The organism is Pseudolysinimonas sp. (assembly GCF_031389465.1).
GTDB lineage: Bacteria > Actinomycetota > Actinomycetes > Actinomycetales > Microbacteriaceae > Pseudolysinimonas_A.
The window spans coordinates 1-15,579 of the sequence record NZ_JANMSQ010000019.1 but is presented as its reverse complement, the minus strand read 5'-3'; the positions used below and the strand labels follow the sequence as shown (position 1 = coordinate 15,579).

The following is a 15,579-nucleotide window of genomic DNA, read 5'->3' as shown; positions in this document are numbered from 1 at the left end:
CGAACTCGGGCTACCCGACCAGTTCCTCGACCACGGCGATCGCGGTGAGATCCTCGCCGAGGTGGGCTTGTCGGATCAGCAGATCGCTCGCGACATCGTCTCGCAAGTGCTGGGCACGCGCATCCCGGTTGCCCGACCGCTACCCGACGACGCTGTCGTCGTCGACGGAGCGTCGAAGATTCGAGAATAGCTCCGGCTGGCTGAGACTTGTTCACTCTCGGCGGAACATCCGCGGAGCGTCGAGTCGGCGGTCCGCGCTAGCGTGAAAGCACAGGCACTCGCCGAACACCCATGGAGGAATCGTGAGTCATTCGAGCACGTCCGAAGGCGCGACGGCCTCGGCCGAGCAGGCCGACCGCCTCGATCCGAAGTCACGGAGGGTGCTCGTCCTCCTGCTCGCGGCGGTTTTCGTCGTCTTCCTCAACGAGACGACGATGGCGGTCGCGATCCCTACGATCATCGCCGATCTCGGAATCACGGCGGCGGAAGGTCAGTGGCTCACGACCGGATTCGCCCTCACGATGGCCGTGGTCATCCCCGTCACGGGATGGTTGCTGCAGCGGGTCAACACCCGACCGGTGTTCGTCACCGCGATGAGTCTCTTCACGACCGGAACACTCATCGCCGCCCTCGCGCCGGTGTTCGAGGTACTCGTCGTGGGTCGGGTGGTGCAGGCCATGGGCACCGCCATCATGTTGCCGCTCATGATGACGACGATCATGACGATCGTGCCGATGCACATCCGCGGGCGCATCATGGGCCGCATCTCGATGGTGATGTCGCTCGCCCCCGCGATCGGCCCCACCGTCGCCGGCTTCCTGCTGCAGGCGTTCGATCAGCAGTGGCGCGGACTCTTCTTCGTGATGCTGCCGCTTGCGATCGTCATGCTCGTTCTGGGCGTCGTGCTGGTACCCAATGTCACCGAGACGCGCGTCATCCCGCTCGACGCGCTCTCCGTGGTGCTTTCGGCTCTCGGCTTCAGCACGCTCGTCTACGGCCTCAGCAGTATCGGTCTCGCGGCAGAATCCGCGGCGCTTCTGCCGCCGTGGCTGCCGATCATTGTCGGCCTCGGTTTCCTGGCCGCGTTCGTGTTCCGTCAGTTCGCGCTCCAGCGCCGGGATGCCGCATTCCTCGACCTGCGCACCTTCCGGGCGCACACCTTCTCGCTCGCGATTGTGATGTTCTCGCTCGCGATGCTCATGTTCTTCGGCTTCGTGATCACGCTGCCGATCTACCTGCAGTACGCGCTGCAGCAGCCGACCGAGGTCATCGGGTTGGTGATGCTCCCAGGCGGGCTGCTCATGGGCCTGCTCGGACCGTTCGTCGGGCGCCTCTACGACCGGTTCGGCCCGCGCCCCCTCGTGATCCCCGGAGCCCTCGTCATCTCAGCATCGGTGTGGGCGTTCGCCCTGCTGCTCGGTGCCGAGAGCTCGGTGTGGCTCGTCGCCGCCATCCAGACGACGCTGTTCCTCGGCTTCGCCTTCCTCTTTCCCCCGTTGTTCACGGCGAGCCTCGGCGCGTTGCCGATGCACCTCTACTCGCACGGCAGCGCGCTCATCGCGACCATCCAGCAGGTCGCGGGGGCCGCAGGAGCCGCCGTGTTCGTCGCGCTGTTCACCGTCGCCCTCGCCACGTCTGGCACGACCGACGTCACTGTCGCGCAGCCGGCGGACATTGCCGATGGGGCGAAGCTGGCATTCCTGGCCGGCGCCTTCGTGTCGCTCGGAATCGTCGTCACCGCGTTCTTCGTGCGTCGGCCGGTCGCCCCCGAGATCCCTGACGTTTCACTGCCCGCCGAGGCTGAGGTCCCCGCGCACTGACCAGCAGAGCCGCTTAGGCCACTCCGACGATCCGCGGCGTGTGGAAGGTGCCGCCGAACACACGCTCGCTCGCCCCGACCCGGTCGAGGTAGGGGGTTGCGCCGCCCATCTGGAACGGCCAACCCGCCCCGAGGATGAGACAGAGGTCGATGTCCTCGGGTGCCCCGACGACCTTGTCCTCGAGCATCCGATGGATCTCGTCGGCGAGGCCGTCCTCGACCCGGGCGCGCAACTCCTCCGCGGTGTACGGCTTGCCATCGGCGATCTGGTGCTTCTTGACGATCTTCAGAACCTTCGGGTCGATGCCTTTGCTCTTCCCCTTCGCATCCTTCTCGAACAGGTGACCGAACTCGGCGAGCTCGTGCAGCGCGGGGCTCTCGAAGAACCGCTCCGGGAACGCGGCGTGATGGGTGTCGAGTACGTGCGCGCCGACCTTGAGTCCCACGAGTTCGAGCAGCACGAACGGATCCATCGGCAGCCCGAACGGCTTCACGGCCTCAACGACCGTGTCGAACGGCGTTCCGAGCTCGACCGCGTGCATCGCTTCGCCGAGCAACTTGGCGAGAATGCGGTTGACGACGAAGCCGGGGGTGTCGGCCGTGATGACCGCGTTCTTGCGCAGCTTCTGGGCGGTCACCATCGCCGTGCTGAGCGCCTCGTCGGTCGTCTTCGGGGTCTTCACGACCTCGATCAGCGGCATCACCGCGACCGGGTTGAAGAAGTGGAAGCCGACGACACGCTCCGGGTGCTTCAGTTTCGCGCCGATCTGCTCGACCGAAAGCGACGAGGTGTTGGTCGCGAGGATTGCCTCTGGCGAGATGTGCTTCTCGACGTCGGCGAAGACCTGCTGCTTGACCCCGAGTTCCTCGAAAACCGCCTCGATGACCCAGTCGCAGTCGGCGAAGTCGGCCTTGTCGGTCGTACCCGTGATGAGTGCCTTGAGCCGGTTCGCTTCGTCTGAGCCGATGCGGCCCTTGCCGAGCAGCTCGTCGATCTCGCCATGGATGGTCGAGACTCCCTTGTCGACACGTTCCTGGTCGAGGTCGGTGATGACGACCGGAACCTGCAGACGACGCACGAAGAGCAGGGCGAACTGCGTCGCCATGAGCCCGGCGCCGATGACGCCGACCTTGGTGACCGGGCGAGCGATCGCCTTGTCGGGTGCGCCGGCCGGCTTCTTGGCGCGCTTCTGCACCAGGTTGAACGCATAGATCGACGCCCGGAACTGGTCGCCCGAGATGAGGTCGGCGAGTGCCTCGTCTTCAGCGGCGAAGCCGGTCTTCTTGTCGGTGTTCTTCGCGGCCTTGAGCAGCTCGAGCGCACGGTAGGGGCTCTTCGCGACCCGGCCGATGCGCGAGGCGAGCATCTTGTCGGCGATGCCGATCGCGACATCCCACTTGACGGCGCGCTCCAGCTTGCCGGGCTCGTTCTTGCGCTTGACCTTGATCTTTCCGGTCAACACCCCATCGGCCCACTTCAGTGAGTCTTCGAGGAAGGTGGCCGGTCCGAAGATGGCGTCCGCCATCCCGAGCTCGAAGACCTCTTGGGGCTTGAGCACCTTGTTGTTCTTGAGCGGGTTCGAAATGACGACCTCGAGTGCGTTCTCGATGCCGATCAGGTTGGGCAGCAGCCACGCACCACCCCAGCCGGGGATGATCCCGAGGAACACCTCGGGCAAGGCGATCGCCGCCGCCGATGAGTCGATCGTGCGGTAGTCGGCGTTGAGTCCGATTTCGACTCCTCCGCCGAGGGCGAGGCCGTTGATGAACACGAACGACGGCACGCCGAGGTCGCTCAGCTTGCCGAGCGTCTCATGGCCGAGCTTCGCCATCAGCAGACCGGTGTCACGGTCGGGGATCTCGCTGACCTTCGACAGGTCGGCGCCGGCGGCGAGGATGAACTGCTTGCCGGTGACCGCGACCCCCGCGATCTCCTTCTTCGCTGCCCGTGCCTTCTGCGCGTCGAGCACGCTCCCGAGTTCGAGCAGCGTGGCCGGACCGAGTGTCGACGGACGGGTGTGGTCGCGTCCGTTGTCGAGTGTGATGAGGGCGAGCACCTTGCCGCTGCCCAGCTTGATGTCGCGCACGAACGAATGCGTCACGACCTCGTCGGGGTCGAGCCCGACCAGCTTGCTGAAGTCGGTCATCGCTTGCTTCCCTTGAAGTTCGGGTTCTCCCAGATGATGCTGCCGCCCTGGCCGAGGCCGACGCACATCGCGGTGAGACCGTAGCGCACCTCGGGGTGCTCTTCGAAGTGACGGGCGAGCTGGATCATGAGTCGCACGCCCGACGAGGCCAGCGGGTGACCGATCGCGATCGCGCCGCCCCAGGGGTTGACTCGCGGATCGTCGTCGTCGATGCCGAAGTGGTCGAGGAACGAAAGCACCTGCACGGCGAACGCCTCGTTGAGTTCGAACAGCCCGATGTCGGCGATCGTCAGACCTGCCGTGCGGAGAGCTTTCTCGGTCGACGGGATCGGGCCGATGCCCATGACCTCGGGCTCAACTCCGGCGAAACCGAAGGACACCATGCGCATCTTGGCGGTGAGACCGAGGTCTTTCGCGACGTCGGCGTTGGCCAGGAGCGACACCGTCGCACCGTCGGTGAGCGGAGAGGCGTTTCCTGCCGTCACCCTGCCGTGCGGGCGGAATGGAGTCTTAAGGGTTGCGAGGCCCTCCATCGTCGTTTCGGGGCGCATCCCCTCGACTTGGGTGGCGAGACCCCAGCCGGCTTCGCTCTTGATCGCGACCGGGATGAGGTCGGGCTGGATCTTGCCCGCAGCGTAGGCCGCGGCGACTTTCTGTTGGCTGCCCAGACCGAATCGGTCAGCGCGTTCCTTGGTGAGCGAGGGGAAGCGGTCGTGCAGCCGCTCGGCAGTGTTGCCCATGTTGAGGGCTTCCGGGTCGACCAGCTTCTCGGCGAGGAATCGCGGGTTCGGGTCGGCTCCGGCGCCCATCGGATGACGGCCCATGTGCTCCACGCCGCCGGCGATGCCGATGTCGTACTGGCCGAATCCGATCATGCTGCCGATCGTTGCGACGCTCGTCATCGCGCCCGCGCACATGCGGTCGATCGCGAACCCGGGAACGCTCAGCGGCAGCCCGGCGAGGATGGCGGCGGTGCGCCCGATGGTGAGCCCCTGGTCGCCCGTTTGCGTGGTTGCGGCGATCGCGACGTCATCGACGCGCTCAGGCGGGAGGTTCGGGTTGCGCTCCAGCAGGCCGATCATGGCCTTGACGATCAGGTCGTCGGCCCGAGTGTTCCAGTACTGGCCCTTCTCGCCCGCTCGGCCGAACGGGGTGCGAACCCCGTCCACGAAAACGACGTCGGATCTCTCGGCCACGATGCCCTCCAGCATTAATTGGGTGCGCCCTGATTCGTGCGAACACTGTCTTTTTGCGTACCGAGTCAGCCTAGGCAGGGGCCCCAGTGCCTCAGAATCCTTTGATTCTTCCTACGACTCGGGCTCTTCGGGGGTTTCCGGCTCTTGGGGAACATCCACAAAGGCTTGCGCGATCAACTGTGCGGTTGCCTCAACCTGCCAGTCGCGTGTGCCGAGCGCTGCGAGGGCCTCGCCCACGCTCTGCGGCGTGATGTCGGCGGGGGGAGCCCAGGCGACGCGGCGCAGCGTGTCGGGCGTCAACACGTTCTCGACGGGGATGTCGAGTTCTTCTGCGCGAGCCACGACGGCGGCCCGGGCACGCTTGAGGCGGCCGTCGGCTTCGGGGTTCTTGTCGGCCCAGACGCGAGGCGGAGGCATTCCGTCACCCGGGGGGCGGCTGACCGGAAGGTCGGTGGTTGCGAGACCGCGTTCGATGGCGCCCCACCAGCGGTCGAGCTGCGAGCGGCTGGCGCGACCGTTGAAGTCTTTCATCGCGGCGAGGTCGCGCTTCGTCGCGGGCAGCGCGCGCGCCGCGGCCAACAGCGAGGCGTCAGGCACCAGTCGCCCGGGCGCCGAGTCGATCTCGCGCGCGTAGTCGTCACGCGTCTGCCACAGTTCACGCGCGACGGCGAGGTTGCGCTGCTGGCGGAGGGCGTGGATGCCGGAGAGCCTGCGCCACGGCTCCTGTCGCGAGACGGGCTCTCGACGCAGCACGGCTGCGAACTCCTGTCGCGCGATGTCGGCTTTGCCGGCATCGTCGAGCAGTTGCCCGATCGCGTCGCGCAGGTCGGGAAGCAGCTCGACGTCGAGGGCGGCGTAGACGAGCCAGCTCTGAGGGAGCGGCCGAGTCGACCAGTCGGCCGCGGAATGCTCTTTCGCCAAATGGATGCCGAGCAGATCTTCGACGACGGTGCCCAACCCGACGCGGGGAAGGCCGGCGAGTCGTGCTCCGAGTTCGGTATCGAAGATCGTTTCGGGGTCGAGGCCCACCTCGCGCAGGCACGCGAGGTCCTGACTCGCGGCGTGCAGAATCCACTCCTCGCCCGCCATGGTGGTCGCGAGTTCGGTGAGGTCGCCGATGGCCGGCGGGTCGAAGAGGAACGCGCCCGCGCCACGTCGGTAGACCTGAATCAGGTAGGCGCGTTGGGAGTAGCGGAAACCCGACGCGCGTTCGGCGTCGACCGCAAACGGCCCACTGCCTGCGGCGAGTGCAGCGACGGCTTCGCGGTAGCCCTCGACGGTGTCGATGACGGCGACGGGCTCATGTGCTTCGGGAAGCGCAGCCGGGACCGCCTCATCTGGGGCGTCAGCCACGCGCCCCTCGCCGGTTCGGCATCAAGCCGACCGTCTCCGGGGTCGGCGGTAGCCCCGCGAGTCGGCACAACAGATCGCTCCAGGCTTCAACGGAGGCTCCGATCGCATGGGCGTCGGGGGTCCACGAGGCGCGCACTTCGAGTTGCGCGCCATCGCTCTGGTGGGCGAGTTCGCCGAACCCGGTGGAGAGAACTTTGGTGGCCGTTCCCGACGCAGCCGAGTAGCCGGCGTCGCGCGCGGCGAGAGCGTCGGTGAGCCACGACCAGGCGACTTCGGCGACGAATGGGTCGAGCCCGATGTCGGTCTCGAGCGGCGCCTGCGCGAAGCAGACGACGCGGAACGAGCCGCCCCAGGCATCGGGGTGTTCGGGATCGAAGAGCAGCACGAAGCGTCCGGTGCCGAGCACCGAGTCGAGGCCGTGCTTCACCGGGATGACGTCGGCCGCCAGCGCGATGGCGTGCGGTGCGAGGCCGATGGGTGCGGGGATCTCGTTGAGTTGTAGCTCGGGGCGAGTGGTCGCACGGCGCACCGCCGTGAGGGCGCGCCCGAAAGCGGCCGGAACGACCGGGTCGGAGCGAACTGTGGCCACGACTGAACACTATGGTTTGAACCGGGAGCCCGTCACGTGCCACGCCGACTCACGTCCCGGCCACGGCGCTCGTTCCTGAGGAGGACCGGATGCCGAGCCGCACGAAGATCGCGATCAGCGGCGTAATCGGAACGCTCTCGCTCATCGGAGCGGCGGCCGTCGCGACCGCGGCGGTGAGCGTGCTCGTTGCGAGGAAGGTGCTCGTTCCGCCGTCGCGGCGAGAAGAGGATGTCGTCATCCGGTCGGTCGACCTCGACGCGGGTCTCGTGGTGCTCGACGCGACCGCCGACTCACGACTGCCCGGCGAATACAGTTTCTGGTTCAGTCGTGAATCGGGGCACGCACGCTTCGGGGAAATCGTCGCGTCCACCCCGACGACGGTGACCCGCCGCATCCTCGGTGTCGACTCGGGCGACCTCGCGGCGGCGCGACGCGGTCGCCTCACCGGGTGGTTCTACCTCACTCCCTCAGATCTGGGCGTACCGTTCGACGACGTTGCGATCGCAACTCCGCTCGGCGACGCACCCGCCTGGCTCATTCCGGCCGCAGACTCCTCATCGACCCGGTGGGCGATCCACGTGCACGGGCGCGCGGTCCGACGTCCGGAGACCTTGCGGGCGGTGCCGGTCTTCCGCGAGGCCGGATTCACCTCGCTCGTGGTGTCGTATCGCAACGACAACGAGGCGCCTCGCAGCGACGACTTCCGCTACGCGCTCGGCGACCGAGAGTGGCTCGACGTCGATGCGGCGATGCACTACGCGGTGAGCAACGGTGCGACGCAGATCGTGTTGGTCGGCTGGTCGATGGGTGGAGCGACGGTACTCCAGGCGCTCACGCGTTCCGCTGTCGGTGATCGGGTGAGCGGCGTCGTGCTCGAGTCACCGGTCGTCGACTGGATTGCCGCCCTCGACTTTCAGGTCAGGCTGCGGCGCCTCCCCGTGTTCGTGCGCTCGTTCGTCATCGTGCTGTTCAAGAGTAGATGGGGGCGGATCTTCACCGGTCTGGCCGAGCCGCTCGACATCGACAGACTCGACTTCGTGACGCGCGCGAAGGAACTCGATCGACCCGTGCTCATCCTGCACAGCGACGACGACGGCTTCGTGCCCTCGACAGCATCCCGGGCGCTGGCAATCGCGCGCCCTGACATCGTCAGCTACGAGGCTTTCGAGGTGGCGGGCCACACCAAGTTGTGGAACTACGACCGTGTCCGCTGGGAAGGTGCGATCCGCGACTGGGTGGCGAAGCTGCCCGACGGCACCGCTCAGCGCGAGGGCCGCCAGCGCGCGTAGAGCGCACCGGTCTCGTCGGCCAGGAGTTGGACGAGTTCGAGGTCACGCGGGCCTGGGGAGGCGCCGCCGAACAGCAGCTGCGGACGGCCGAGAATGCGCGGCACCGTGGTGAGGCAGATCTCGTCGACCAGGTCGGCCGCGAGAAGCTGACCGACGAGCCGCGGCCCGCCCTCACAGACGATGTGGGCGAGCCCGCGATCGCGCAGCGCGTCGAGCATGACGTGAAGAGGTACGGCCCGGTCGCCGTCGACGGCGAAGTACTCGAACGGCGCCGAGAAGGTGCGACGAGCCTGCTCTTCGGCGCCCGACGGACCGACCACGAGGATGCGTCCGGGCTCAATGTCGTCGCGCACCGCTGCGCCCGTGAAGTCACCCGTCGTCGTCAGCACCGTGAGATGGGTCGACCGCGGTACCAGCGAGCCTTCGGCGCGGAGGGTCGCGGCGCCGACGAGCACCGTGTCACTCACCGACCGGATGGCGCCGAGCACCGCGCGGTCGGCGCCGGAGGTGATCCCGGCGCTGGTGCCCTCAGCATCCGTCGTGCCGCCGTCGAGGGTGGCAACCAGGTTCACCCGCAACCCCGGGGGCGGGTAGAGCGCGGCGATACGAGCGCGCGCTTCGGGCGCGGTGGTGTCGATGACGTCCGTGTCGAACGCGTCGCCCACCGGCGACAGAGTGCGAAGGATCACGCCGCGGTCTTCTCGCGCACTTGGCGCTTCGTGCGGCCGAGGAGGGCCGACATCCCACGGATGCGCAGGGGGCTGACCGCCTCGGTGAGCCCGAGCGTGAGCGGATAGTCGTCGGGAACGTCGAGCACCTCATCGACGCTGAGGCCGGCAAGCCCTTGCGCGAGGATCGAGGCAAAACCGCGCGTCGTCGGCGCCTCCTTGGGTGCGCTCGCGTGCAGTTGCACGACGCCGTCTTCTACGTCGACGAAGATGAACACCGGCGACTGGCACTCCTCGACGCGCTCGAGCAGGTCGGGGTGATCCGCATACTTCAGCGGGAGCTCGGGCAACTCGTTCGCGAACTCGAGCAGCAGAACGAGTCGTTCATGCTGCTCGAGCGCGAGGAAGTCGGCGCGGATCGTCGCGAGCGCCGAGGGAAGTTCTGACTCGCTCACGACATCCAGCTTACGTGGCCGGTACCGCGCCCGGCTCGGTGCCCTTGACGATCGGCACGCGCACGGCGTTGCCCCACTCCGTCCACGAGCCATCGTAGTTGCGCACGCCCTCGAAGCCGAGCAGGTGGGTGAGCACGAACCAGGTGTGGCTCGACCGCTCTCCGATGCGGCAGTACGCGATGACGCTGTCGCCATCCTTCAGTCCGGCGCCGTCGCGGTAGATCGCATTCAGCTCGTCGGTCTTCTTGAACGTGCCGTCCTCGGCGACCGCCCTGGCCCACGGCACGCTTTGCGCGCTCGGAATGTGGCCACCACGAAGCGCGCCCTCCTCCGGGTAGGCGGGCATGGTGGTGCGCTCGCCCGAGTACTCTTCGGGGGAACGAACGTCAATGAGCGGGTTGCCGAAGTGGGCGAGCACGTCATCCTTCAGGGCGCGGATCGTCTCGTCCTGACGCTCAACGACGGGGTAGTCGGTTGGGGTCGGCTTCGTGGTCTCGGTGACGTACGGGCGGCTCTCGGCCTCCCACTTCGCGCGGCCGCCATCGAGCAGACGCACATCCTCGTGGCCGAAGAGCGAGAACACCCAGAGGGCATAGGCGGCCCACCAGTTGTTCTTGTCGCCGTAGATCACGACAGTCGAATCACGAGAGATGCCCTTGCTGGACAGCAGCTTCGCGAACCCTGCGCCGTCGAGGTAGTCCCGAACGTAGGCGTCGTTGAGGTCGGTGTGCCAATCGATCTTGACGGCGCCTTCGATGTGCCCGGTTTCGTAAAGCAGAACGTCTTCGTCGGATTCGACGACGACGAGGCCCGGGGTGCCGAGGTGCTCGGCGAGCCACTCGGTGCTCACGAGGCGCTCGGGGTGGGCGTAGCCGGCGAAGGCGGGGGAGGCGTCGGTCTCGACGGTCATCGGATGCTCCTGCAAGTAGGGTTGGTGCGTACCATCTCAGGGTAGGCAGTCGATCCTGTGCGGGCTTTCGTGCCGTAATAGTTCGACACGAATATCCCCGATCAAAGGCCCTGCCTGCATCCATGACCGCTCCGTTTGCGTCGCTCCTCGATCGCGCCCCGACGATGTCGGGCGACGAGATCGCTGCCTCGCTCGTTCCTCCCAGGCAGTTCGACGACGCGACGCTCGAGAACTACACCCCAGACCCCGACTACCCCTCGCAGGCCCAGGCGGTCGAGCGGGTGCGTGCCTTCGCCGCGGCCTGGAAGGGCGGCGGGGGAGGACTGTTCCGCAAGAAGGCACCGGAGCTGAAGCCCGGGCTGTACCTCGACGGCGGCTTCGGAGTCGGCAAGACCCATCTGTTGGCTGCGCTGTGGAAGCTGGCTCCCGGCCGCAAGTACTTCGGCACCTTCATCGAGTACACCGCGCTCGTCGGCGCGCTCGGGTACCAGGCCACGGTGAAGCTGCTCACCGGGTCGACGTTGGTCGCGATCGACGAGTTCGAACTCGACGACCCGGGCGACACGATGATGATGACCCGGTTGCTCGGCGAACTCGCCGAGACGGGCACCCGCATCGCGGCGACGTCGAACACCCCGCCGAATGCGCTCGGAGAGGGCCGGTTCGCGGCGATCGACTTTCTGCGAGAGATCCACGCCCTCGCGGCGCGCTTTGACATCCTGCGCATCGACGGGCTCGACTATCGGCGTCGCGACGTCGAAGGTCACGCGATCGCGTATCCAGATGACGTCGCGCTCGAGTCAGCCGCCGCTGCGCTTCGCGGCACGGTCACGATGGACGACTTCGACGTGGTGCTGCGGCATCTCGCGACCGTTCACCCGTCGCGCTACGTGAAGTTGCTGCACGGGCTGTCTGCTGTCGGGTTACGCGGTGTGCACGTGTTGCACGACCAAACCGACGCCTTGCGGTTCGTCGCCGCCGTCGACCGGCTCTACGACGGCCAGGTGCGGGTGCTGGCCACCGGCGTACCGCTCGACCAGGTGTTCGGCGACGACATGCTGGCGGGTGGGTACCGCAAGAAGTACCTGCGTGCGATCTCCCGGCTCATCGCGCTCACGTCGGGTTCGACGCCGTAGCAGCCTCGTGCCGCCGGTGTTGCGCGGCGCGCAGTGCGGCCACGATGATCCCAACGACCGCGGCGATCGCCGACCCGGTGAGCACGCCGAGCGTGCCCTCCGCGGCGACCTCGGGAAACTCGCGATAGGCCAGCTCGTTCATCAACAGCGACACCGTGAAGCCGATCCCGCCGAGTGTCGCGACCACGGCGATGTCGCCCGCGGGCAAGGCAGCGCGGCGTTCCGCTTTCGGCACGAGATGCGAGCCGAGGAAGCCGCCGAGCCCGATGCCGAGGATCTTGCCGACCGGGAGGGCTACCGCGATCGCGAAGAAGACCGGGCTGAGCCCCTCTTCGCGCACGTCGGGGATGAGGACGAGCGATGCGGCAAACGCGAACAACGGCAGGATGACGATGTTCGACCACGGCTCGATGAGGTGGCGGGTGCGGCTCGCCGGGTGCACGGCCATGATGAGGCCGAGTGCGACCCCGGCGACCGTGGGGTGCACCCCCGAGAGCAGCACGAGCCACCAGGCGGCGAGACCGAGCACGATGAGCACCGGTATGAGCGCCCCGCGGTTCGAACGACGCACTCGATGACTCAAGAAGCCGAACGCGAGAATGACCGGAACCGCTCCCAGCAACGGCAAAGGAGTCAGGTCGGTCGTGAAGAAGAACGCGATGAGCAGGATCGCGATGAGATCGTCGATGACGGCGAGCGCGAGCAGGAACGCGCGCACCCGCGGGGGCAGTCCGCGGGCGACGAGAGACAGGATGCCGAGCGCGAATGCGATATCGGTTGCGGTCGGGATCGGCCAGCCCCGGGCGAGATCGGGCTCGCGCACCAGAAGCAGGAAGATCGCGGCAGGAACGATCACGCCTCCCACCGCGGCGACGACCGGGATGAGCGCCTTGCGGGGACTGTCCAGCTCGCCGTGCGAGAGCTCGTGGCGCAGCTCGATCGCAGCGAGAAAGAAGAAGACGGCGAGGAGCCCGTCGGTGATCCAGTGCCCCGCCGAAAGTTCGATTCCGAGCCACGGGATGTCGAGATGGGCGGCACGCCCCTCGAGGAGACCCGGTCCGACGGCCGAGTTCGCGAGCAGGAGTCCTGCGGCAGCGGCGATCACGAGCAGGACGGCAGCGAGCCGTTCGGACCGGAAGTTCATGGGCGCTCCAGGGAGGTCACGACGTCAGCCGTCGGCCGACCAGACTTCCCGGCGCTCCGTGTCCACCCTATCGGGGCGACTCGAAGCGAATCGGAGGGGCCCCGAAACACGATGTTTACATCGAGGTGCCGTGTGTAACGTTCACGAAACATTTACCACGCCCCCCGGTAACCTCACCCCGCCAGACTGAGCGGCGTACCCGAGGTTGCAAGTCCCCTCTCCGAGCGCGACAGTCCAACGGTGCGACTTCTGCAAATTCCTAGAGAGGTATGAAATGGATCAAGGCAACACAGGCTTCATGTTGCTCACGGCCGCCCTCGTTCTGCTGATGACCCCGGGTCTCGCGTTCTTCTACGGCGGCCTCGTCAAGGCGAAGAGCGTCATCAGCATGATGATGATGTCCTTCGGAGCGATCGGCCTCATCGCCGTGCTCTGGGCGATCTACGGCTACGCAATCGCGTTCCCGACGGTCGAAGGCACGGCGAGCCTGCCGTGGCTGTTCGACTCGTCGAACTTGCTGCTCGGCGCTGCGACGGCAGACGCCGCCGCTCCCGCCGCCAACTACCCGACCCTCGCCTTCGTTGCCTTCCAGGCGACCTTCGCGATCATCACCGTCGCCCTGATCTCTGGAGCGATCGCTGACCGCGCCAAGTTCGGCACCTGGATGATCTTCGCGGGTATCTGGGCGACCGTGGTCTACTTCCCCGTCGCGAGCTGGGTGTTCAACTTCGGCCTCAACGCGGACCTCACGTTCTCGTACGGCGGATGGCTGACCCACGGTCTGCAGGAGTCGGTCTTCGGCACCGGCTTGATCGACTTCGCCGGTGGTACGGCGGTTCACATCAACGCTGGTGCGGCCGCACTTGCCCTCGCCCTGGTGCTCGGCAAGCGCGTCGGATTCGCCAAGGGTGCGCACACGCCGCACAACCCGCCGTTCGTGCTCCTCGGAGCCGGCCTGCTGTGGTTCGGGTGGTTCGGCTTCAACGCCGGGTCGGAGCTCGCCGCTGACGGTACCGCCGCGATCGCGTTCGTCAACACCCTCATCGCTCCCGCCGCGGCACTGCTGGGCTGGATCGTCGTCGAGAAGCTCAAGGACGGCAAGGCGACCTCGGTCGGTGCCGCCTCGGGTGCTGTCGCGGGCCTCGTGGCGATCACGCCCGCCTGTGCCGCGCTCACGCCGGGCTGGGCACTCGTGCTCGGCGCACTCGCCGGTATCATCTGCGCGCTTGCGATCGAACTGAAGTTCAAGCTCGGATTCGACGACTCGCTCGACGTCGTGGGCATCCACCTCATCGGTGGCCTCGTCGGGACGCTCTTCCTGGGCTTCTTCGCCAACGGCACTGGCCTGATCAACAGCGGCTCGTTCAACCAGCTCGCGGTTCAGGCAATCGCCGCGGTCTCGGTGATGATCTACTCGTTCGTGCTTGCCTTCGTCATCGGGTTCATCCTCGAGAAGACGATCGGCTTCCGCGTGAAGAACGAAGACGAGATCGCCGGTGTCGACCTGGTCGTTCACGGTGAAGAGGGCTACGTCCTCGACGCCAAGTAAGACCGAGCAACACCAGCGGCTCTGCTCATCAGCATGACCGCGCGGGGCGCTGTCTCTTCGGAGGCAGCGCCCCGTACATTTGCGCCATGACCACGATGACTCCGCTCGTCGTGGCCATCTCGTTCGCAGCTGGGGCCTTAGCGACACTCGCGATCTTCCAGTTGGTGCGGCCCGTGCTCGGCGGACGAATGGTCTGGCCCGCGATCGTGGCCGCCATCCTCACTATCGGCGTCACCACGGTCGTCGGCAACTTGAGTGACGTCGCCCGCATCGACTATCTGCTCGGCCTCTCGGCGTTTGCGCTTCCGGTGCTGGTGCTGCTCGAGGCGGCCGCGATCGGAGCGGGCTCCGACACTCTGGGACGTTGGATCCTCATGCTCGGCTGGGGACTGGTCGTCTTTCCCGGGGCTGCGGTGCTGCCGCTCCTCATCACCGAACCTTGTCGGCTCAACGGCTGCGGCTTCACCGATTTCGGGGGAGCGCTCGCGTTGTTTGCGTCGGCGAGCGCCTACGTGTTGCTCGCGGGGAGGTCGCGCACCGCACCGCCGCCGCTCGTGGGCGGCACCGAGGCGATCGCCGCGGTGCTCGGGTTCTGGGTGATGTTCGCGATCTGGCTGGCCAGCCTCGAAGCTGATCTGGATGCCTATATCCCTCGCATCCTGCTGGCGGGGGTCGTCGGTCCCGTCGCCGGTGCGCTCGGCTGGCTTGTGGTCGATCGGCTGAAAGCCGTCGATCGTTCGCTGCTCCGTTCGCTGGGTTTCGGGTTCCTCGCCGGAATCGCGGCCACGGCATCCGGAGCAGTGAGTGTCTCGTTCCCGTGGACGGCGGTCGTCGCCGTGCTCGCGGGCATGGTCGCGGCCCTCATCCACGCCTCGCGCACCGTCGCACGGTCCGGGCCGGCGACCCGCTGGGGATTCACGCTGCTCGGGGCGACGGCGATGGGATTCCTCGCGCCTCCCGTGTGGGGCGACGCGGTCGGCATCCTCTTCAGCGCCGAGGTCGGAGTGCTTGCGACGCCGTTGATGGCGTTCTCCGGGGTCGCGCTCGGTTCTCTGCTGGTGTCTGCGCCGACCTGGGTGCTGATTCGCCGTCGGAGAGTGGCATGACGCTCGAGCCGATTCGCCGCACCGCCCCTCCGCTGCCGGGACGGCCGATCGCGAGCCAGCGGTGGAGCGATCTCACCTTCCTGCACTGGCGGGTCGAGCCCGACCGGGTCGCCCCACTGCTGCCGCCCGGCGTGCGACCTGACATCTTTGAGGGGGCAGGCGGCGGATCGACCTGGGTGGGTCTCATCCCGTTTCTGCTCGATCGGGCCACCCTGTTC

15 protein-coding genes are annotated in these 15,579 nt (G+C 67.2%); 7 read left to right on the top strand and 8 right to left on the bottom strand.

Going from position 1 to position 15,579, the window contains the following annotated elements; translation table 11 throughout:
• Window positions 1-190 (top strand): hypothetical protein (locus RMO30_RS00655; protein ID WP_309708134.1); only part of this gene is annotated, 190 nt, incomplete at its 5' end.
• 112 nt (window positions 191-302) lie between these two features.
• Window positions 303-1,820, top strand: coding sequence for a DHA2 family efflux MFS transporter permease subunit (locus tag RMO30_RS00650; protein WP_309708131.1), 1,518 nt, complete (start codon window positions 303-305; stop codon window positions 1,818-1,820).
• A gap of 13 nt (window positions 1,821-1,833) precedes the next feature.
• On the opposite strand, the gene RMO30_RS00645 is transcribed toward RMO30_RS00650, so the two are convergent.
• The 4 genes from RMO30_RS00645 to RMO30_RS00630 all read right to left on the bottom strand — a co-directional run bounded on the left by RMO30_RS00645 (window position 1,834) and on the right by RMO30_RS00630 (window position 7,104).
• On the bottom strand, window positions 1,834-3,966 hold the full coding sequence (locus RMO30_RS00645; protein ID WP_309708128.1) for a 3-hydroxyacyl-CoA dehydrogenase NAD-binding domain-containing protein: 2,133 nt from the start codon (window positions 3,964-3,966) through the stop codon (window positions 1,834-1,836).
• The gene (locus RMO30_RS00640; RefSeq protein ID WP_309708125.1) at window positions 3,963-5,162 is read right to left on the bottom strand and encodes a thiolase family protein; all 1,200 of its coding nucleotides are present in this window, start codon (window positions 5,160-5,162) and stop codon (window positions 3,963-3,965) included. The genes RMO30_RS00645 and RMO30_RS00640 overlap by 4 nt, the downstream gene beginning before the upstream one ends.
• 111 nt (window positions 5,163-5,273) lie before the next feature.
• Window positions 5,274-6,515, bottom strand: a complete 1,242-nt coding sequence (locus tag RMO30_RS00635; RefSeq protein ID WP_397427866.1) for an HRDC domain-containing protein — start codon at window positions 6,513-6,515, stop codon at window positions 5,274-5,276.
• Complete coding sequence (locus RMO30_RS00630) at window positions 6,508-7,104, bottom strand: DUF3000 domain-containing protein (protein ID WP_309708122.1); 597 nt, start codon at window positions 7,102-7,104, stop codon at window positions 6,508-6,510. Before RMO30_RS00630 ends, RMO30_RS00635 begins: the two co-directional genes overlap by 8 nt.
• 89 nt (window positions 7,105-7,193) lie before the next feature.
• Between RMO30_RS00630 and RMO30_RS00625 the strand changes: the two genes are divergently transcribed.
• A complete protein-coding gene (locus tag RMO30_RS00625) occupies window positions 7,194-8,393 on the top strand; it encodes an alpha/beta fold hydrolase (RefSeq protein ID WP_309708120.1) in 1,200 nt (399 codons plus the stop codon).
• Here RMO30_RS00625 and RMO30_RS00620 read toward each other — a convergent pair.
• The 3 genes from RMO30_RS00620 to RMO30_RS00610 are packed head-to-tail and all read right to left on the bottom strand — an operon-like array spanning window position 8,366 to window position 10,426.
• Window positions 8,366-9,082: a dihydrofolate reductase family protein gene (locus RMO30_RS00620; protein ID WP_309708117.1), complete on the bottom strand. Its 717-nt coding sequence runs from the start codon at window positions 9,080-9,082 to the stop codon at window positions 8,366-8,368. The two genes, RMO30_RS00625 and RMO30_RS00620, sit on opposite strands and share 28 nt — an antisense overlap.
• Complete coding sequence (locus tag RMO30_RS00615; protein WP_309708114.1) at window positions 9,079-9,516, bottom strand: SufE family protein; 438 nt, start codon at window positions 9,514-9,516, stop codon at window positions 9,079-9,081. The genes RMO30_RS00620 and RMO30_RS00615 overlap by 4 nt, the downstream gene beginning before the upstream one ends.
• Window positions 9,517-9,526: 10 nt before the next feature.
• On the bottom strand, window positions 9,527-10,426 hold the full coding sequence (locus RMO30_RS00610; RefSeq protein WP_309708111.1) for a sulfurtransferase: 900 nt from the start codon (window positions 10,424-10,426) through the stop codon (window positions 9,527-9,529).
• Window positions 10,427-10,548: 122 nt separating this feature from the next.
• Between RMO30_RS00610 and zapE the strand changes: the two genes are divergently transcribed.
• The gene (zapE, locus tag RMO30_RS00605; protein WP_309708108.1) at window positions 10,549-11,562 is read left to right on the top strand and encodes a cell division protein ZapE; all 1,014 of its coding nucleotides are present in this window, start codon (window positions 10,549-10,551) and stop codon (window positions 11,560-11,562) included.
• Here zapE and RMO30_RS00600 read toward each other — a convergent pair.
• A complete protein-coding gene (locus tag RMO30_RS00600; RefSeq protein ID WP_309708105.1) occupies window positions 11,540-12,706 on the bottom strand; it encodes a Na+/H+ antiporter NhaA in 1,167 nt (388 codons plus the stop codon). The genes zapE and RMO30_RS00600 overlap by 23 nt on opposite strands.
• Window positions 12,707-12,980: 274 nt before the next feature.
• Here RMO30_RS00600 and RMO30_RS00595 point away from each other — a divergent pair, with 274 nt between their 5' ends.
• From RMO30_RS00595 to RMO30_RS00585, 3 genes are all read left to right on the top strand, one after another.
• Complete coding sequence (locus tag RMO30_RS00595) at window positions 12,981-14,255, top strand: ammonium transporter (RefSeq protein ID WP_309708102.1); 1,275 nt, start codon at window positions 12,981-12,983, stop codon at window positions 14,253-14,255.
• 86 nt (window positions 14,256-14,341) lie between these two features.
• Window positions 14,342-15,361, top strand: a complete 1,020-nt coding sequence (locus RMO30_RS00590) for a hypothetical protein (protein WP_309708099.1) — start codon at window positions 14,342-14,344, stop codon at window positions 15,359-15,361.
• Window positions 15,358-15,579: DUF2071 domain-containing protein (locus RMO30_RS00585; RefSeq protein ID WP_309708096.1), on the top strand; the 222-nt coding region annotated here is incomplete at its 3' end. The genes RMO30_RS00590 and RMO30_RS00585, both read left to right, overlap by 4 nt.